The sequence below is a fragment of the Superficieibacter electus genome (assembly GCF_002915575.1).
In the GTDB taxonomy this organism is placed as follows: Bacteria; Pseudomonadota; Gammaproteobacteria; order Enterobacterales; family Enterobacteriaceae; genus Superficieibacter; species Superficieibacter electus.
In genome coordinates, this window is the sequence record NZ_PQGD01000004.1 from 124278 (window position 1) to 143752 (window position 19475).

16 protein-coding genes are annotated in these 19475 nt (G+C 54.5%); 11 read left to right on the forward strand and 5 right to left on the reverse strand.

The features are described from left to right. Positions 1-21: 21 nt before the first annotated feature. Entirely contained in the window at positions 22-1029 is a 1008-nt protein-coding gene (gene galR / locus CHU32_RS06010) for an HTH-type transcriptional regulator GalR (protein WP_103675175.1), read from the reverse strand. A 414-nt stretch (positions 1030-1443) separates the two neighbouring features. Between galR and aas the strand changes: the two genes are divergently transcribed. Continuing rightward, positions 1444-3603, forward strand: coding sequence for a bifunctional acyl-ACP--phospholipid O-acyltransferase/long-chain-fatty-acid--ACP ligase (aas, locus tag CHU32_RS06015; protein WP_103675176.1), 2160 nt, complete (start codon positions 1444-1446; stop codon positions 3601-3603). After that, entirely contained in the window at positions 3596-4795 is a 1200-nt protein-coding gene (lplT, locus tag CHU32_RS06020) for a lysophospholipid transporter LplT (RefSeq protein ID WP_103675177.1), read from the forward strand. The genes aas and lplT overlap by 8 nt, the downstream gene beginning before the upstream one ends. A 159-nt stretch (positions 4796-4954) precedes the next feature. Here the strand turns inward: lplT and CHU32_RS06025 are convergent, their stop codons facing one another. The 4 genes from CHU32_RS06025 to mutH form a co-directional block, all read right to left on the reverse strand. Next, positions 4955-6565 (reverse strand): DUF4139 domain-containing protein, encoded by a 1611-nt coding sequence (locus CHU32_RS06025; protein WP_103675178.1) that lies wholly within the window; start codon positions 6563-6565, stop codon positions 4955-4957. A 119-nt stretch (positions 6566-6684) separates the two neighbouring features. Next, positions 6685-7725, reverse strand: a complete 1041-nt coding sequence (locus tag CHU32_RS06030) for an NADP(H)-dependent aldo-keto reductase (RefSeq protein WP_103675179.1) — start codon at positions 7723-7725, stop codon at positions 6685-6687. 123 nt (positions 7726-7848) lie between these two features. Further along, positions 7849-8067, reverse strand: coding sequence for a YgdI/YgdR family lipoprotein (locus CHU32_RS06035; RefSeq protein WP_049838639.1), 219 nt, complete (start codon positions 8065-8067; stop codon positions 7849-7851). 114 nt (positions 8068-8181) lie between these two features. Continuing rightward, positions 8182-8877, reverse strand: coding sequence for a DNA mismatch repair endonuclease MutH (gene mutH / locus CHU32_RS06040; RefSeq protein WP_103675180.1), 696 nt, complete (start codon positions 8875-8877; stop codon positions 8182-8184). A 680-nt stretch (positions 8878-9557) separates the two neighbouring features. Between mutH and rppH the strand changes: the two genes are divergently transcribed. The 9 genes from rppH (at position 9558) to recC (ending at position 19474) form a co-directional block, all read left to right on the forward strand. Further along, complete coding sequence (rppH, locus tag CHU32_RS06050; protein ID WP_103675182.1) at positions 9558-10088, forward strand: RNA pyrophosphohydrolase; 531 nt, start codon at positions 9558-9560, stop codon at positions 10086-10088. A gap of 12 nt (positions 10089-10100) precedes the next feature. After that, a complete protein-coding gene (gene ptsP / locus CHU32_RS06055; RefSeq protein WP_103675183.1) occupies positions 10101-12347 on the forward strand; it encodes a phosphoenolpyruvate--protein phosphotransferase in 2247 nt (748 codons plus the stop codon). Positions 12348-12510: 163 nt separating this feature from the next. Beyond that, complete coding sequence (lgt, locus tag CHU32_RS06060) at positions 12511-13383, forward strand: prolipoprotein diacylglyceryl transferase (protein WP_103675184.1); 873 nt, start codon at positions 12511-12513, stop codon at positions 13381-13383. A 6-nt stretch (positions 13384-13389) separates the two neighbouring features. Next, complete coding sequence (gene thyA / locus CHU32_RS06065; RefSeq protein ID WP_103675185.1) at positions 13390-14184, forward strand: thymidylate synthase; 795 nt, start codon at positions 13390-13392, stop codon at positions 14182-14184. Between the two features lie 178 nt (positions 14185-14362). Continuing rightward, positions 14363-14827: a prepilin peptidase-dependent protein gene (locus tag CHU32_RS06070; protein WP_103675186.1), complete on the forward strand. Its 465-nt coding sequence runs from the start codon at positions 14363-14365 to the stop codon at positions 14825-14827. Beyond that, the gene (locus tag CHU32_RS06075; RefSeq protein ID WP_103675187.1) at positions 14818-15381 is read left to right on the forward strand and encodes a prepilin peptidase-dependent protein; all 564 of its coding nucleotides are present in this window, start codon (positions 14818-14820) and stop codon (positions 15379-15381) included. The genes CHU32_RS06070 and CHU32_RS06075 overlap by 10 nt, the downstream gene beginning before the upstream one ends. After that, positions 15378-15785, forward strand: a complete 408-nt coding sequence (locus tag CHU32_RS06080; protein WP_103675188.1) for a DUF2509 family protein — start codon at positions 15378-15380, stop codon at positions 15783-15785. The genes CHU32_RS06075 and CHU32_RS06080 overlap by 4 nt, the downstream gene beginning before the upstream one ends. Then, positions 15770-16093 (forward strand): prepilin-type N-terminal cleavage/methylation domain-containing protein, encoded by a 324-nt coding sequence (locus CHU32_RS06085; RefSeq protein WP_103675189.1) that lies wholly within the window; start codon positions 15770-15772, stop codon positions 16091-16093. The genes CHU32_RS06080 and CHU32_RS06085 overlap by 16 nt, the downstream gene beginning before the upstream one ends. A gap of 12 nt (positions 16094-16105) precedes the next feature. Continuing rightward, entirely contained in the window at positions 16106-19474 is a 3369-nt protein-coding gene (recC, locus tag CHU32_RS06090; RefSeq protein ID WP_103675190.1) for an exodeoxyribonuclease V subunit gamma, read from the forward strand. Position 19475: the final 1 nt, after the last annotated feature.

Genomic DNA, 19475 nt, shown 5'->3' on the forward strand with positions numbered 1-19475 from the left:
ATTGTCATTGCCGGAATACCCTCAGCCCTCGTTCAACGTACTCACCGACTGCCGGCGCACCAGCGTCGGACTAAACAGATGGGTGATTTCCGGCAGCGGTCGTTCTTCCGAAAGCGCCAGCGCCAGTTCGGCGGCCTGAGTTGCCATGGTGACGATAGGGTAGCGCACGGTGGTCAGTCGGGGGCGCACGTAGCGCGAGACCAGCACGTCATCAAAACCAATCAGTGAGATCTCCCGTGGGACGTCAATGCCGTTGTCATTCAGCACGCCCATTGCCCCAGCGGCCATGGAATCGTTATAGCAGGCAATGGCGGTGAAATTTTTCCCGCGGCCCAGCAATTCAGTCATCACCTGCTCACCGCCGCTTTCATCCGGCTCGCCGAAGGTGACAAGTCGATCGTTAACGGGGAGGCCGCTTTCTTTTAATGCATCGTAATAGCCCTGCAAACGATCTTCCGCGTCAGAAATAGCATGATTGGAGCACAAATAGCCGATACGGGTGTGGCCCTGCTGGATCAGGTGGCGGGTGGCAAGCCATGCGCCATAGCGATCGTCCAGCGCGACGCAGCGATCTTTAAATCCCGGCAGAATACGGTTAATTAATACCATGCCGGGGATCTGTTTCATCAGACTCACCAGCTCAGCATCAGGGATCATTTTGGCATGTACCACCAGCGCAGCACAGCGGTGACGCATCAGTTGCTCGATGGCCTGCCGCTCTTTATGTTCATCGTGATAGCCATTGCCGATCAATAAAAAATTGCCGGTGTGGTAGGCCACTTGCTCCACGGCTTTCACCATGGCACCAAAAAAAGGATCGGAAACATCGCCCACCACCAGACCAATAGTTTCTGTCGCCTGTTGGGCCAGCGCACGCGCATTGGCATTCGGGTGATAGGAAAGGGATTCCATTGCCGTCAGTACAGCCTGACGTGAGGTATCGCTGGCTTTAGGAGAATGATTAATAACGCGTGAAACGGTGGCGACAGAAACGCCTGCGAGCCGGGCTACATCTTTTATGGTCGCCATACTTTGCCTTATGGGGTAAACGTTTACATCGTAATAAGTTTTACGGAAAAACCGTCGTTCTTCAAGGAGATTAACTTAGCACGCCTGAATACCGTCGCCTGTGATCGCCGTCAGTAATGTTATCGCGGGCGGTATTCATTTCGATGATGAAACGAGAAAAAGCTAATTAATACCTTTGGTTACACTTTGCGCAAGGATGTTGCGATTGTCCGCTGGTGAACGCATAACGAGGATTGCTACTCTGATTATCCCAGAGGTATTGATTGGTGAGATTTTTTGGTACGACCTTCGTACTTGACTCTTACACCGGCCTGCGCAGATGCGCAGGTTTTTTTTCGCCTCCATTTTGCGCTTGCGCCTGTTATGCTAAAGCTATAGCTTGCAAACATAGACGGTCATGCAAAGGGAGTTGATATGCTTTTGAGTTTTTTCCGCCAGCTTTTTCAGGTCATGTTCCGGGTAAAAGTGACTGGCGATGCTCAGGCCCTTCATCAGCAAAAACTACTGATCACCCCGAATCATGTCTCCTTTATTGATGGTGTGCTGCTGGCGCTGTTTCTGCCTGTTCGCCCGACCTTCGCGGTCTACTCCTCGATCAGCCAGCAATGGTATATGCGCTGGCTTAAGCCGTTGATTGATATTGTGCCGCTGGACCCGACCAAACCAATGTCCATCAAGCATCTGGTGCGCCTGATTGAGCAGGGTAAACCGGTGGTCATCTTCCCGGAAGGGCGCATTTCTGTGTCCGGTTCGCTAATGAAGATTTATGACGGTGCGGCGTTTGTCGCGGCGAAAGCGGGCGCAACCATTGTGCCGGTACGCATCGAGGGCGCTGAGCTAACTTTTTTCAGCCGGCTGAAAGGGCTGGTGAAGCAACGCCTGTTCCCGCGCATCGCCATTCATATTCTGCCGCCGACCCATATCCCAATGCCGGACGCGCCACGCGCCCGCGACCGTCGTAAAATGGCGGGCGAAATGCTGCATCAAATCATGATGGAAGCGCGCATGGCCGTGCGTGTGCGCGAGACGCTTTTCGAAGCCCTGCTGTCTGCGCAGTCCCGCTTTGGCGCGGGTAAGCACTGTGTGGAGGATATTAACTTCCAGCCGGACAGCTACCGCAAACTGCTGACTAAAACGCTGTTTGTGGGGCGTATTCTGGAAAAATACAGTGTACAGGGTGAGAAAATCGGCCTGATGCTGCCCAACGCCGCGATAAGCGCCGCCGTTATTTTTGGCGCAGTGTCTCGCGGACGTGTCCCGGCGATGATGAACTATACGGCGGGCGTCAAAGGGCTGACCAGCGCCATTACTGCCGCCGAGATCAAAACGGTTTTCACCTCACGTCAGTTTCTTGATAAGGGTAAGCTGTGGCATCTGCCGGAGCAGCTTAAACAGGTCCGCTGGATTTTTCTGGAAGATTTAAAAAGCGACGTGACCATCAGCGATAAGCTGTGGATTTTTGCACATTTGCTGATGCCCCGGCTGGCGCAAGTTGAACAGCAGCCGGAAGATGCGGCGGTGATCCTTTTCACGTCCGGCTCGGAAGGCAATCCCAAAGGGGTTGTCCACAGCCATAAAAGTATTCTGGCAAACGTTGAGCAGATCAAAACGATTGCCGACTTTACCGCCAACGATCGTTTTATGTCGGCACTGCCGCTGTTTCACTCCTTTGGCCTGACCGTGGGGCTGTTTACGCCGCTGCTGACCGGCGCAGAAGTGTTTCTCTATCCAAGCCCGTTGCACTATCGCATCGTGCCGGAGCTGGTGTATGACCGCAACTGCACCGTGCTGTTTGGTACCTCAACCTTCCTCGGCAACTATGCCCGCTTCGCTCATCCTTACGATTTCTTCCGTCTGCGTTACGTGGTGGCGGGTGCAGAAAAATTGCAGGAGAGCACCCGCCAGCTCTGGCAGGATAAATTTGGCCTGCGCGTGCTGGAAGGCTATGGCGTGACCGAATGCGCGCCGGTGGTTTCCATCAATGTGCCGATGGCGGCGAAACCCGGCACCGTCGGGCGGATTCTGCCGGGCATGGACGCGCGTCTGCTGGCGGTACCGGGCATTGACGAGGGCGGCAGGCTGCAACTGAAGGGGCCGAACATTATGAGCGGCTACCTGCGGGTGGAAAATCCTGGCGTACTGGAAGCACCGACGGCAGAAAACCACAACGGAGAGGTGGAGAGCGGCTGGTATGACACCGGAGATATCGTCGCCTTTGATGAACAGGGTTTTGTTCGCATTCAGGGCCGCGCCAAACGCTTTGCCAAAATTGCCGGGGAAATGGTGTCGCTGGAGATGGTCGAGCAGCTGGCGCTGGCGGTATCACCTGACAAAATGCATGCCACGGCCATCAAGCAGGATGCCAACAAAGGCGAGGCTCTGGTGCTGTTTACCACCGACAGCGAACTGGCGCGTGATAAGCTGCAACAACACGCCCGGGCGAACGGCGTACCTGAACTTGCGGTGCCGCGCGATATCCGCTTTATCAAGCAGATGCCGCTTCTGGGCAGCGGTAAGCCGGATTTTGTCACCTTAAAAGCGATGGTCGATGAGGCGGAACACACAGATGAGTGAGTCAGTACACACTAACACCTCGCTGTGGTCGAAGGGAATGAAGGCGGTCATTAGCGCCCAGTTTCTCTCGGCTTTTGCGGATAACGCGTTGCTGTTTGCCACCCTGGCGCTGATGAAAGAACTGTTTTACCCGGACTGGAGCCAGCCTGTCCTGCAAATGGTGTTTGTAGGTGCTTACATACTTTTTGCGCCGTTTGTGGGACAGATCGCCGACAGCTTTGCCAAGGGGCGAGTGATGATGTTTGCCAACGTCCTGAAGCTGATTGGCGCGGCCAGCATCTGCTTTGGCGTTAACCCGTTTATTGGCTATACGCTGGTTGGCGTGGGAGCGGCCGCTTACTCACCGGCCAAGTACGGCATCCTTGGCGAGCTGACCACCGGAGACAAACTGGTAAAGGCGAATGGCCTGATGGAATCCTCTACCATTGCTTCCATTTTGCTGGGGTCAGTGGCTGGCGGCGTGCTGGCGGACTGGCACGTGATGGCGGCGCTCGGCGTCTGTGCTGTGGCTTATGCCGGGGCAATAGTCGCTAACGTGATGATCCCGAAACTCCCGGCAGCCCGCCCAGGCCAGTCGTGGCGCTTCACGCCGATGACCCGCAGCTTCTTTACCGCCTGCCGCGAGCTGTGGACTAACCCGGAGACCCGTTTTTCGCTGGTTGGCACCAGCTTGTTCTGGGGCGCTGGCGTGACGCTGCGTTTTCTGCTGGTACTGTGGGTGCCGGTGGCGCTCGGCATTGTCGATAACGCCACGCCGACCTATCTGAACGCGATGGTGGCGGTAGGGATTGTTGTTGGCGCAGGCGCGGCGGCGAAACTGATCACCCTTGAAACCGTGGCCCGCTGTATGCCCGCGGGTATCCTGATCGGCGTGGGCGTGGTCTTCTTTGCGCTTCAGCATACCCAACTGCCGGCTTACGGACTGCTGCTGTTAATCGGCATTATGGGTGGCTTTTTTGTAGTGCCGCTCAATGCGCTGTTGCAGGAGCGAGGCAAGAAAACCGTTGGCGCGGGTAATGCGATTGCGGTGCAAAACCTCGGTGAAAACAGCGCCATGCTGCTGATGCTGGGCCTGTACTCGCTGGCAGTCAAAGTCGGCGTGCCAATTGTCGGCGTGGGCGTCGGGTTTGGCGCAATCTTTGCGCTGGCGATTGCGGCGCTGTGGATCTGGGGACAGCGTCGCAAAGGGTAAGGTGACTTCACGTAGGGGGAAGGTAATGCCGGATGGCGCTGCGCTTATCCGGCCTACAAAGGGGACAAATGGCTGCCCTGTAGGCCCGGTAAGCGTAGCGCCACCGGGCAGGTAGCTCGGCGAGTATTCGACGAGGCGGCACAAAACCCGCAGCGTCCTTTAAAGCCCCGTCACTCTCGCGTTTTTGGGATATTTTACGGAATAGGAGAAGGGAATTTTCCTGTTTTCACGCGCGTTCAGATGCAGAGTCCATTCAACGTTGCCCGTTTCTTTATCCAGTTGCGCTCCACCTAGCTGTGCTTTCTCAATCACAATATCACTAGTGGTACTCACCGGTATTTGATCGACAACGGTCAGATCGACAGGCTGCGCATAGCTATTTTTAACGTTGAGCGTATAGCTAAAATTGCGCACCGCATCATTATCAAAGAAAGAGACCACATTCGCTTTTTTTAACATTTCGCGGCGCTGAATAATGATTTTGGTATCCTGTTGCAGCGTAATATCCAGGGTTTTTCCTTCTTCTGGCGCTTCCAGATAGCCGTTACCGGTTTTGTTATTGGCGAAAAAGATTTGGCTCTCGCCGGGAATAAGATCCAGCGTCTCCCAGTCAGCAACCTGCACCTGTAAAAACGCGCTGGGGTTTATTTTTGGCACAGCATAATAGCGGAATTTACCGTTAATTTTTTGCTCTTTTAACGCCACGGTGCGGGGAATGTTATCACTCTCAATATTCCACGGTAGGGAGAGAGTATAACTGGCACCTGTAAAGTCCTGGTGGTTGCCCACGCTGTTTTCAGGCTGTACTTTTCTGCTTCTGGTTGAAAGTGATGACGCGCCATCAGCAGAGCCTTTTTCAGATGGTGATGCGGCTATTCTGAGCGATCCTGACATAAAGCCTTTGTCTTTTGGTGACGGCAGGCCGATATACTGCGGCTCAAGCGTCTGTGACGTCAGCCAGGTATCCGGCCTGACCGTCGAAAGTGTCAGCGCGATATTTTCCCAGTTCAGTCCCGTGTGCTGCTGAATACGGGCTTTATAAACTAATGTCACTGGCTGGTTAATTGCGCTGGCACGTACGTCGTAAGCGGGCGTCCATCGCGCCAGCGGGGTGATATAGCTGACTGTGGCCTGAGAGGTTACGGGGGCTGGTGTAAAGACTTTTACCACAATCTGATTTTCGGTCAGTGAATCAGGTCGATCGTCCTGATTTTGCTTGCGCAGCTCCGCAATCTCCTGGGTTTTTACCTTGATTTGATTGTCGAGTTCCGCCCGCGCAGTTAATAACGTGTCGTTTTTTTCCTGCACCAGCTGTAAATATTTGGCAACGTCTGCGGCGCTGACCGCTTTATCTTTACCGCTTAATGTCTGATTATTTTCCAGTACCAGCAGTTGTGCGGCAATGCTTTCCTTGCGGGCGTTAAGCCGTGAAACCTCCAGCTCAGCATCGGCAATTCTTTTTTGCAGTTGGGTCAGAGTGGCCGTTTCATCATTCTGCGCCAGCACCGTGCGCAGGCTGGATGATAAGATTTGAACATCATGATCCATCATCACATTAATGCTTTGATAATCAACATTTTTGGCAAGGTGAGTGAAAATGATTTCACTTTGCCCGGCAGGCAGATTGATTTCACTTGTGCCATTCATTTCAGCGGCGGAAAGAAATAGCGTGGCGCTGGTCAGTTTCACATCCTGGGTGAATTGCGCGGCGTGAACGGAGAACACGCTTGCGCCTGACAACAGCAGGGTTAAAGGCAGTAATTTTAACATACAGGTTGTTATCCTTAACACGTAACAGGATAGCCAGTATGCGATCGCAGAGGAGGGAAAACGTTGATTAAAAGAGGTGAAATGTTGTCCGCCAGGGTCCGTCGGCGGACAACCGCCGCTTACGGAGCCGGGTAGGTATATACCTGATGCACCGCTTCAATCTCCGCCAGTACCTCTTCACTGAGTTCCAGGTGCAGACTGTCCACATTAGCTTTTAGCTGCTCCATCGTCGTGGCACCCAGCAGCGTGCTGGCGACGAACGGCTGGCGGCGAACGAATGCCAGCGCCATCTGCGACGGATCGAGACCGTGGCGTCTGGCAATATCGACGTACGCGGCAACCGCTTTTTGCGCCTGTTCACCGCTGTAGCGGGTAAAACGGCTGAACAATGTATTACGTGCGCCCGCCGGTTTTGCGCCGTTGAGGTATTTTCCGCTCAGCGTGCCGAACGCAAGGCAGGAATACGCCAGTAGCTCCACGCCTTCAAACTGACTCACCTCAGCCAGCCCCACTTCATAGCTGCGGTTGAGCAGGCTATACGGGTTCTGAATGGTCACGATACGCGGCAAATCGTGTTTATCCGCCAGGTGCAAATAGCGCATCACGCCAAATGCGGTTTCATTAGAAACGCCAATGTAGCGAATTTTGCCTGCGCGTTGATATTCCGTTAATGCCTCCAGCGTTTCCAGCAGGGAGACAACCGGTGCAGACTCAGTCCAGCTATAGCCCAGCTTGCCAAAACAGTTGGTGGCACGCTGCGGCCAGTGAACCTGGTACAGATCGAGATAGTCGGTTTGCAGCCGTTTCAGGCTCTGATCCAGCGCCTCACGAATATTTTTCCGATCCAGTGCCTGATTCGGGCGGATACCGCTGTCGCCATTGCGGCTCGGGCCGCTGACCTTGGAGGCGATAATCAGTTTTTCACGACTCCCGTGCTTCGCCAGCCAGTTGCCGACGTAGGTTTCAGTCAATCCCTGCGTTTCCGGGCGCGGCGGAACGGGATACATCTCAGCGACGTCAATCAGGTTAATACCCTGGCTTATGGCATAATCAAGCTGTGCATGGGCGTCGGCTTCGCTGTTTTGTTCACCAAACGTCATTGTGCCCAGCCCCAGGGTGCTGATTTCAAGCGAGCTGTGGGGGATACGGTGATAGTGCATAGCCGAATTCCTTTTTTATGTCACGTCAGGAACGTCCTGACAAAGGAATATAAAAATGGCAGAGGCAAAGAAAAAGGGAAAGTAAAAAATCATAAAGGCCAGCGGATGGCTGACCTTCAACGCTTAACGCTCAATAATCTGTGAAATTTCATCGCGGTTAATCTGTACTGAATTACCCTGCTGGTCGTGGTAGCTCACCAGGCCGGTATCATTATCCACTTCTGGCTTACCGTCGGTAAGGATCATCCTACCGTCTTTTGTTGCCATAACATAGTCGCTGCTACAGCCTGAAACCACACAGGCTAACCCAACAGCCGATATTAACACTCCCCATTTTTTCACCTTATTTGTCCTCTTCGCTGACCGATACTGTTATTAGTCTAGTAATAGCGCAGACGGTTGACAGAAAAAAAGCAGGAAATTCTTAAAGCTGAATGAGAAAGGTAAAGATCGGCGTTAATTCCCGGCCAGTAAAAAATGGCGTGCCAGCAGGGCCGCAGTAAAGTTTTTCTTCAGGTAGAAGCCACGCGGCAGGGTAAGGATAGGTTCCCCATGCGCCCCAATCGCTTCCGTTAATGCACGGCTGTTAGCCGCTTTTGGTCGCAATTGTAATACCTCGCCATGGCGAGCGGTGATGCGTTCTACCTGTCCCAGCACAATGAGATCCATCAGTTCTTCCCAATCCATGCGTAACTGGCGATCCTCTTCGTCGTTGGGAGTCCAGAGCAGGGGAGTGCCCACCCGGCGCTCTGCCAGCGGGATCGCGCGCTCGCCTTCAACCGGGACCCACAACACTCGCTTCAATTTGTGACGCACATGGCTGGTTTCCCAGCTTACCCCACTGTTGCCGGTTAGCGGTGCAACGCATACAAACGTTGTTTCCAGCGGACGTCCGCGGCTGTCCACCGGAATGGTTTTTAGCTCCACCCCCAGCGCAGCAAAATCCTGTTCGGGCTTACTCCCCGCGCTGGCTCCCAGCCATATCTCAAGCAGGACGCCGATCCAGCCTTTATCCCGTTTTAAGTCGCGCGGAATGGGCAGTCCCGCCAGCGTCGCCAACTCGCCCAGGGAATACCCGGCGAGTTGCTGCGCCTGCGCCAATAACTGCGCTTGCGTTTTGGGTGGCGAAGCCAGAGGGGAGAGAGAACACATAGTCACAACCTTGGTTAAAAAATGAGCGGTAATCTTACCCACCGTGGACAGAGTTTAACTTTTTCTTTTTACAGACAACAGCATCATGATTTTTATATGTTTTTTTAGCAGCGCACGATGCGTTATTTCTTCCAGAAAAAGGTTTTCCAAATCTGGTCACTGACAATGAACAGGATCTTACACCATGTTATCCACAGAAAAATGGGATAACTGTTAAAAACCCCCACTACTGTTTCCATTTACAGCCTTGACGGCAGACGAAAATCGAATTTTTACACAAAAAGTGACTAACTTATTGGCACAATCTGTGGATAAATCCTGCGCTGTTCGATCTTTCATCACCTGTTGGATCTTCAATGTGATAAGTATCACAATTTTAGCCTTTATGATGCGGGGTGTACGATTAATTTATTGAATATACGTGAATTATTTTTTCTGCGCTTTTGTGCGTCGTTAAGACTAGTCCGGGTTTTCCCACGTTAATTCCATACTTCTTCACAACTCTATCCACAGAAAAAGTGAATAAAATTGCTGATTGCCCTCGTCAGCTGTTTATAACTTCAAGAATTTTTGTGAGTTATTCAGCACTCATCAGGTTATTCTCCTGTAAGAGAGTGGTTTACCGTTTCCGACGAGTGTGAAACAATCATTCACATTGAAGATAAGTTTGAGGTAGTCCGGTGATTGATGACGATGGCTACCGCCCGAATGTGGGTATTGTAATCTGTAACCGTCAGGGCCAGGTCATGTGGGCGCGGCGGTATGGTCAACACTCCTGGCAATTCCCTCAGGGGGGAATTAATCCAGGAGAGACAGCCGAGCAGGCGATGTACCGGGAGCTGTTTGAAGAGGTTGGCCTGAGCCGCAAAGATGTGCGGATACTCGCCTCAACCCGCAACTGGTTGCGTTACAAGTTACCGAAACGTTTGGTGCGTTGGGATACAAAGCCGGTTTGTATTGGCCAAAAACAGAAGTGGTTTCTGCTGCAGTTAATCGGCAACGATGCAGATATCAATATGCAAACCAGCAGCACGCCTGAGTTTGATGGCTGGCGCTGGGTGAGCTACTGGTATCCGGTACGTCAGGTAGTCTCGTTTAAACGCGACGTTTATCGTCGGGTGATGAAAGAATTTGCCGCGATGGTGATGTCGCTTCAGGAAAGTGTTCCTAAGCCGCAACCCGCGCCGGCATGGCGACGTAAAAGAGGTTAAGCCACGCACATTATGCTCACCCGATTGCGAGAAATCGTTGAGAAAGTTGCCAGCGCCCCACGCCTGAGTGAGGCGCTGGACATTTTAGTGACGGATATCTGCCTGGCGATGGACACTGAAGTTTGTTCGGTCTATCTGGCTGACCACGATCGGCGTTGTTACTATCTGATGGCAACGCGCGGTTTAAAAAAACCGCGTGGTCGTACCGTGGCGCTCGCTTTTGATGAAGGCGTGGTTGGGCTGGTGGGGCGGCTGGCTGAGCCTATCAACCTTGCCGATGCACAAAAGCATCCCAGTTTTAAATATATTCCTTCTGTTAAAGAAGAGCGGTTTCGCGCTTTTCTCGGCGTGCCGATTATTCAACGGCGGCAACTGCTCGGCGTACTGGTCGTCCAGCAGCGTGAACTGCGCCAGTATGATGAAAGTGAGGAGTCCTTCCTCGTCACGCTGGCGACCCAGATAGCCGCAATCCTCTCGCAATCGCAACTGGCAGCCCTGTTCGGTCAGTACCGCCAGACGCGTATCCGCGCGTTACCGGCGTCGCCCGGCGTTGCGGTCGCTGAAGCATGGATGGACACCTCTCTGCCGCTGATGGAGCAGGTTTACGAAGCCTCAACGCTGGATACCGCGTCCGAGCGTGAGCGTTTAACCAGCGCACTGGAGGAAGCCGCCAGTGAATTTCGCCGCTACAGCAAACGTTTTGCCGCTGGTGCGCAGAAAGAAACGGCGGCCATTTTCGATCTTTACTCCCATCTCCTGTCCGACGCGCGTCTGCGTCGCGAGCTGTTTGATGAAGTTGACCGCGGGGCCGTGGCCGAGTGGGCAGTAAAGAAAATAGTCGAAAAATTTGCTGAGCAGTTTGCGGCTCTCACCGACGGTTATCTAAAAGAGCGCGCCGGGGATTTGCGCACGCTGGGTCAGCGCCTGCTGTTTCATCTTGACGATACTATTCAGGGGCCAAATACCTGGCCTGAACGCTTTGTGCTGGTGGCTGACGAACTGTCAGCCGCGACGCTGGCTGAACTGCCGCAGGATCGCCTCGCAGGCGTTGTTGTGCGCGACGGCGCGTCCAATTCCCATGCGGCGATTATCGTGCGTGCACTGGGTATTCCCACCGTGATGGGCGCGGATATCCAGCCATCGGTACTGCATCGCCGCACGCTTATCGTTGACGGCTATCGCGGCGAGCTGCTGGTCGACCCTGAACCCGTGTTGCTCAAAGAGTATCAGCGCCTCATTAATGAAGAAAACGAGCTGAGTCGCATTGCAGAAGATGACGTTGAACGCCCCGCCGAGCTGAAAAGCGGCGAGCGGATCAAAGTGATGCTCAACGCAGGGCTGAGCCCGGAACACGAACAGCAGCTTGGCAGACGCATCGACGGTATTGGCCTGTACCGCACAGAAATTCCGTTTATGCTGCAAAGCGGTTTTCCTTCAGAAGAGGAGCAGGTAGCGCAATATCAGGGCATGCTGCAAATGTTTAACGACAAGCCGGTCACGTTGCGCACGCTGGATATTGGCGCAGATAAACAGCTGCCCTATATGCCTATCAGCGAAGAGAACCCGTGTCTTGGCTGGCGTGGCATTCGCATTACCCTCGATCAGCCAGAGATCTTTCTGGTACAGGTTCGCGCCATGCTGCGTGCCAATGCGGCAACCGGCAATCTCAGCATTCTGCTGCCGATGATCACCAGCATTGACGAAGTGGACGAGGCGCGACGGCTGATTGAACGCGCCGGGCGCGAAGTCGAAGAAATGATCGGTTATGCGATCCCGAAACCGCGTATCGGTGTCATGCTCGAAGTGCCGTCGATGGTGTTTATGCTGCCTCACCTGGCAAATCGCGTGGATTTTATCTCTGTTGGTACCAACGATCTGACCCAGTATATTCTGGCCGTCGATCGCAATAACACCCGGGTTGCCAGTATCTACGACAGCCTGCATCCGGCCATACTGCGCGCGCTGGCGATGATTGCCCGCGACGCGGAGCAATACGGCATTGACCTGCGCTTATGCGGCGAAATGGCGGGTGACACGATGTGCGTGGCGATACTCATCGGTCTCGGCTACCGTCATCTTTCCATGAACGGTCGCTCGGTCGCGCGGGTAAAATACCTGCTGCGGCATATCGATTTTGAAGATGCGCGGACGCTGGCCAGCCGCAGCCTGGAAGCGCAACTGGCGACAGAAGTCCGTCATCAGGTTGCCGCATTTATGGAGCGGCGCGGGATGGGCGGGCTGATTCGCGGCGGGCGATAAATTCGCTATACGCAACGTGTATATACAGATCTTTTACAACTTCGCGGTCATCTCCCTCATACGCCTGTGCTATGATTCGCTCCTTTGGAGCGCTTGCTATTAACGAGCGTGTATTATTACCGCTGTCCACTTTCGGCGGAATAACAATCACTTGTGGTGACAGATGAATAGTGGCTATCTGCATTTCCCGGATTTTGATCCGGTGATTTTTTCCATTGGACCGGTCTCACTACACTGGTACGGCTTGATGTACCTGGTAGGGTTTGTATTTGCGATGTGGCTGGCGACGCGCCGTGCTAATCGCCCCGGCAGCGGCTGGAACAAAAATGAAGTTGAAAACCTGCTGTACATAGGCTTTCTCGGTGTCTTTCTGGGCGGTCGTATTGGCTACGTCCTGTTTTATAATATGCCGCTGTTCCTTGATAATCCGCTGTATCTGTTCCGCGTCTGGGACGGGGGCATGTCGTTCCACGGTGGCCTGATTGGGGTGATCGTGGTGATGCTTATTTTCGCCCGCCGCACGAAGCGTAGCTTCTTCCAGGTGGCTGACTTCATCGCGCCACTGATCCCTTTTGGCCTGGGGGCGGGGCGTCTGGGCAACTTTATCAACGGCGAACTGTGGGGCCGGGTTGATCCCTCCTCGCCGTTTTCCATGCTGTTCCCCGGCTCGCGAGCAGAAGATTTAAGCCTGCTGCCGGCACATCCGGAATGGCAATCCATTTTTGATACTTACGGCGTACTGCCACGTCACCCGTCGCAGCTTTATGAGCTGGCGCTGGAAGGGGTTGTGCTGTTTATCATTCTCAATTTGTTTATCCGCAAGCCGCGCCCTACCGGCTCGGTATCGGGTCTGTTCCTGATCGGCTACGGTGCATTCCGTATTATCGTTGAGTTTTTCCGCCAGCCCGACGCGCAGTTTACCGGCGCGTGGGTGCAGTACATCAGCATGGGGCAAATTCTCTCCGTGCCGATGATTATTGCCGGTATCGCGATGATGGTCTGGGCGTATCGCCGACCGCAGCAACAACTTTCCTGAGGCAGCATGAAACAGTATCTTGATTTAATGCAGAAGGTGCTCGACGAGGGCACCCCAAAAAACGACCGTACCGGCACCGGGACGATCTCCATTTTTGGTCACCAGATGCGCTTTAATCTGCGTGAAGGCTTTCCGCTGGTTACCACCAAACGCTGCCACCTGCGCTCGATTATTCACGAGCTGCTGTGGTTTTTGCAGGGTGATACCAACGTCGCTTATCTGCGTGAAAACAAGGTCTCCATCTGGGACGAATGGGCGGATGAAGAGGGCAATCTGGGACCGGTTTACGGTAAGCAATGGCGTGCCTGGCCGACGCCAGATGGCCGCCACATCGACCAGATCACCACCGTCATCAACCAGTTGAAAAACGACCCGGACTCGCGGCGCATTATTGTTTCAGCGTGGAACGTGGGTGAGCTGGATAAAATGGCGCTGGCACCGTGCCATGCGTTTTTCCAGTTCTACGTTGCCGACGGCAAACTGTCCTGCCAGCTTTACCAGCGCTCCTGTGACGTCTTCCTCGGCCTGCCGTTTAACATCGCCAGCTACGCGCTGCTGGTGCATATGATGGCGCAGCAGTGCGATCTGGAGGTCGGCGATTTTGTCTGGACCGGCGGCGATACCCACCTTTACAGCAATCATATGGAACAGACGCACCTTCAGCTTAGCCGGGAACCGCGCGCGCTGCCGAAACTGGTCATTAAGCGTAAACCGGATTCCATCTTTGATTATCGCTTCGAAGACTTTGAAATTGAAGGGTACGACCCTCATCCGGGGATCAAAGCGCCCGTCGCCATTTAATCGATAAGCTGTACGCTGAAGCTATACGAACGGCACCCTGCGGTGCCGTTTTTTATTTCTGAAGTCGCCTTCCCGTTTTTTTGCAACCCGCTGCAACAGTGTAGAAATCTCTCGTACCGCCGCGTAAAACGAAAAACCTCGCCTCGCCACCTTTTCTCTTTGACTGCACACTCACGGCATGAAACGAGAACAAGGCTATACGCTCATTGAAACCATGATAGTGATTACGATTGTCGCCATACTCAGTGCAGCCGGACTATATGGCTGGCGAAGCTGGCAGCAGCAACAGCGTTTATGGCAAACCGCCATTCAAATACGCGAATACCTGGTATTGCTGCGTGACGATGCGAACTGGCACAACCGCGACCGCTCGCTTGCTAAACACACTCAAGGGAACACCTGGTGTCTGGTCAGTGCCAATGTCGAGGGTTGCCCTTCCGACAACATATGGACCTTGCATCCGCAATGGCCTGAAGTCCGACTGACTGACATTACGCCAGGCCTGACATTTTTTGGTCAGCGCAATACTGCGTGGGCCGGGCATATTCGCCTGCAAAGCCCGGCCGGAAGCTGGGTGGTTATCGTTTCTGGCTGGGGGCGAATCCGGTTATGCCAGCCAGCGGAGGGAAACACATGCCAGTAACGCAGCGAGGTTTTTCACTGCCTGAAACACTGATCGCTATGGCGATCAGCAGCCTGCTACTGTTGGGCGCATCGCGTTTTTTACCCGGACTACAGCGTGCCGCGCTACAACAGACGCGCCATCAGGCGCTGGACGATGAACTGTGGCAGCGCGTTTATACGGTGGCAAAACATCTGCAGCGCGCCGGTTACTGTCGGGGAAAATGTGCGGGAGAGCCGCTTATCATTAATCCGCAGAGCAACTGCGTACTGGTCAAATGGGATGCCAACAGCAACGGGAAATGGGATGACACAACTCCTGTCAGTTCGGACTCAACTGGCTTCCGCCTGCAAAATGGGATACTGGAGACGCTGCGCGGAGCCGCCTCCTGCCATGATAAAAGCTGGGACAAAATGACCGATCCGCAAATGATGCGGGTGACACGCTTTGATGTTGTCCGTGATAACAGTGCCGGTTTTGCGCCAGAACTGACCATTACGCTGGCCGCTGAATCAATAAGCCGCCCGCCACAAAGGTCAACGGCGGTGTATAGCATTACCGGGTATAACCTGTGAATCGCCAGCGCGGCATGTCATCGCTGGCGTTGGTGCTCCTCCTGCTGGTGCTGGGCAGTTTGATGCTTCAGGGGCTCAATCAGCAACAGCGCGCACTTTCCACGCGTGTCGCGGTAGAAACGCTGGCGCTGCGCGAGCAGGCGAGCGTTCATTCGGCGTTGCAGTGGGGCAAAATGCAGCACTGGCAGGGGGAGCTGCCGCTGCAATGTTTGCAGCAATCTGCGCAGCACTGGCAAGTATGCCTGCGTCGGTTGAGCGATGACTCGCTGCTGCTTATTGCCGTTAGCGGTTCGATGAGTCTTTGGCAATCGGGTGAAATACGCGCGGGTGAGGTGCACTTTTCCCCGCACGGCTGGAGTGATTTTTGTCCCCTGACGGAGAGCGCGCTATGCCATGTTCCATGAATAAGCAGAAAGGGTTTAGTCTGCCGGAAGTCCTGCTGGCGATGGCGTTGATGATCCTGGTGGTGACGGCGTTAGCGGGTTATCACCGTGCGCTGGTTGATGGCGCTGCAACGCTCAGCCAATACCGTCAGCTCTGGCGTAGTGCCTGGCAGCAGACGCAGCGTTATCCCCGGCCTGTTGACGATGGCTGGCGGGTAAACCGCATGCAGACAACGCGACAAAGATGTGTCAGCATCAGCGTCATTATCACCACACCGGTGGGTAAACAGGGGCAAATGACGCGGTTACATTGTCCGGTCAGTCAGTAGTCGGGAGCAAATATGTTAAGGGTCTACCACTCCAATCGTCTGGACGTGCTGGAAGCGCTGATGGAATTTATTGTCGAACGAGAGCGCCTTGAAGACCCCTTTGAGCCTGAAGTGGTACTGGTCCAGAGTACCGGTATGGCCCAGTGGCTGCAAATGTCCCTTTCCCGGCGTTTTGGCATCGCGGCGAATATTGATTTTCCCCTCCCGGCCAGCTTTATCTGGGATATGTTTGTGCGCATCCTGCCGGACATCCCTGGAGAAAGCGCATTTAATAAGCAAAGCATGAGCTGGAAATTGATGACGCTGCTACCAGAACTCATCGACGATGATGAGTTTGTCACGCTGCGCCACTATCTCAGCGATGATACCGACAAGCGCAAACTGTTTCAGCTCGCCTCAAGGGTGGCGGACTTATACGATCAGTACCTGGTTTATCGTCCAGAATGGCTGACGCGCTGGGAAGCCGGCGAGCTGATTGACGGGCTTGATGAAAGTCAGCGCTGGCAGGCTCCGTTATGGAAAGCGCTGGTGGAACACACGGCTGCGCTGGGCCAGCCTCTGTGGCACCGTGCTAACTTATACCAGCGTTTTATCCGCACGCTGGAAAATGCCAGCGTGCCGCCGGCCGGGCTGCCGTCACGCGTATTCATCTGCGGCATCTCTGCGCTGCCGCCGGTTTATTTACAGGCATTGCAGGCGCTCGGCAAGCATATCGATGTCTTTATCCTGTTTACCAATCCTTGTCGCTACTACTGGGGCGACATCAAAGATCCGGCGTTTCTGGCCCGGCTGGTGGCCCGTCAGCGTAAACATCATCTTGAACAGCGTGAGCTGCCGTTATTTCGCGATACCGAGCAGGCAGCCGGATTGTTTAATGATGCGGGTGAGCAGGATGTAGGCAATCCGCTGCTGGCATCATGGGGCAAGCTCGGGCGCGACTATATGTACCTGCTGGCAGGTCTGGAGCGCTATGAGGAACTGGATGCATTCGTCGATATCACGCCGGATAACCTGCTACATAACCTGCAATATGACGTACTGGAATTACAGAACGCGACGGTGCCGGGCCGGACGGCGGAAGAGTTCTTACGCAGCGACAGTAAACGTCGGCTGGACCCGAATGACCGTAGCCTGACTGTCCATGTCTGCCACAGTCCGCAGCGCGAAGTGGAAGTGCTGCACGATCGCCTGCTGGCCATGCTGGAGGAAGACCCGGCCCTGACGCCGCGCGACATTATTGTGATGGTGGCAGATATTGACAGCTACAGCCCGTTTATTCAGGCGGTGTTTGGTAGCGCAACGGGCGATCGTTACCTGCCTTATGCCATCTCTGACCGCCGGGCGCGGCAGTCGCATCCGGCGCTCCAGGCGTTTATCAGCCTGCTTTCCCTGCCGGACAGCCGTTTTGTGTCTGAAGACGTGCTGGCGCTGCTGGACGTTCCGGTACTGGCGGCACGCTTCAATATCAACGAAGAAGGGCTGCGCTATCTGCGCCAGTGGGTTAACGAGTCCGGCGTGCGCTGGGGAATGGACGATGACAACGTGCGTGAGCTTGAGCTACCCGCTACCGGCCAGCACACCTGGCAGTTTGGCCTGACGCGGATGCTGCTGGGCTACGCGATGGAAAGCCACGAAGGCGAGTGGCGCGCCGTATTACCGTACGATGAATCCAGCGGACTGATTGCCGAACTGGTGGGGCACCTGGCGTCATTATTGATGCAGCTTAACATCTGGCGACGCGGGCTGGCGCAGGAGCGTCCTCTTACCGAGTGGCTTCCGGTATGCCGTGAAATGCTCAACGACTTTTTCCTGCCGGATCAGGATACCGAAGCGGCACTGGCGCTGATTGAGCAGCAGTGGCAGGCTATTATTGAGCAGGGGACAGGTTCACAATATGGCGAGCCTGTGCCGCTGTCATTATTGCGTGACGAACTGGCGCAGCGGCTGGACCAGGAGCGTATCAGCCAGCGCTTCCTCGCCGGTCCGGTTAATATCTGTACCCTGATGCCGATGCGTTCGATCCCCTTCAAAGTGGTTTGCCTGCTGGGGATGAACGACGGTGTTTATCCGCGCACGCTCTCGCCGCTCGGTTTTGATCTGATGAGCCATAAGCCGCTACGTGGAGACCGCAGCCGCCGTGACGATGACCGCTATTTGTTCCTTGAAGCGCTGATGTCGGCCGAGCAAAAACTCTATATCAGCTATATTGGTCGCTCGATTCAGGATAACAGCGAGCGCTACCCGTCGGTGCTGGTGCAAGAGCTGATTGATTACATCGGCCAGAGCCACTATCTCGCGGGCGATGAGAGCCTTAACTGTGATGAGAGTGAGCAGCGGGTAAAAGCACAGCTTATGCACTTGCATACACGGATGCCGTTTGACGCTGAAAATTTTAAAACCGATGAACAGCAAAGCTACGCCCGCGAGTGGCTGGCAGCGGCCAGCCAGCAGGGCGAAGCGCATTCGGCGTTTATTCAGCCATTACCTCCCCTGAACATTGATACATTGCCCTTTGACCAGCTCCAGCGTTTCTGGGCGCATCCGGTACGTGCTTTCTTTCAGCAGCGGCTACGGGTTAACTTCCTCGCGCAAGACAGTGAAATTCCGGACGCAGAGCCGTTTACGCTGGAGGGGCTTACCCGCTATCAGCTTAACCAGCAACTGCTCAACACGCTGGTTGACGAGGAAGATGCGGATAAAATGTTCCGCCGTTACCGCGCGGCAGGTGAGCTACCTTACGGGGCATTTGGCGAAATAGTCTGGGACACCCAGCTTCAGGAGATGCAAACCCTGGCCGACCGCGTTATTGCGCAGCGCCAGCCCAGCCAGAGCATTGAAATCGATCTGCAATGTGGCGGGATTACGATTACCGGCTGGCTACAACAGGTTCAGCCTGACGGTCTGCTGCGCTGGCGGCCTTCTTTACTTAACGTATCGCAGGGAATGCAACTTTGGCTGGAACACCTTGTCTACTGTGCCAGCGGCGGAGCGGGTGAAAGCCGGTTGCTGGTCCGCAAGGAGGGGGAATGGCGCTTTCCGCCGCTTGCGCCAGAACAGGCCATGGCTTTCCTCGACGAACTGGTCGCAGGCTATCTCAAAGGAATGACCGAGCCGTTACTGCTGCTGCCAGAAAGTGGGGGCGCGTGGATAAAAGCCTGTTATGACGCAGCAAATAATGCCATTTTAAGGGACGACGAAACGCAGTTAAAAGCGCGTAGTAAGTTTCTTCAGGCCTATGAAGGGAATATGGTCGTCAGCGGCGAGGGCGCAGATATCTGGTATCAGCGTCTGTGGCGCACTCTGGAGCCGGAGTATTACAAAGCGATTATCGAGCAGGCTGAGCGTTACCTGCTGCCGGTATTTCGCTTTAATCAGTCATAAT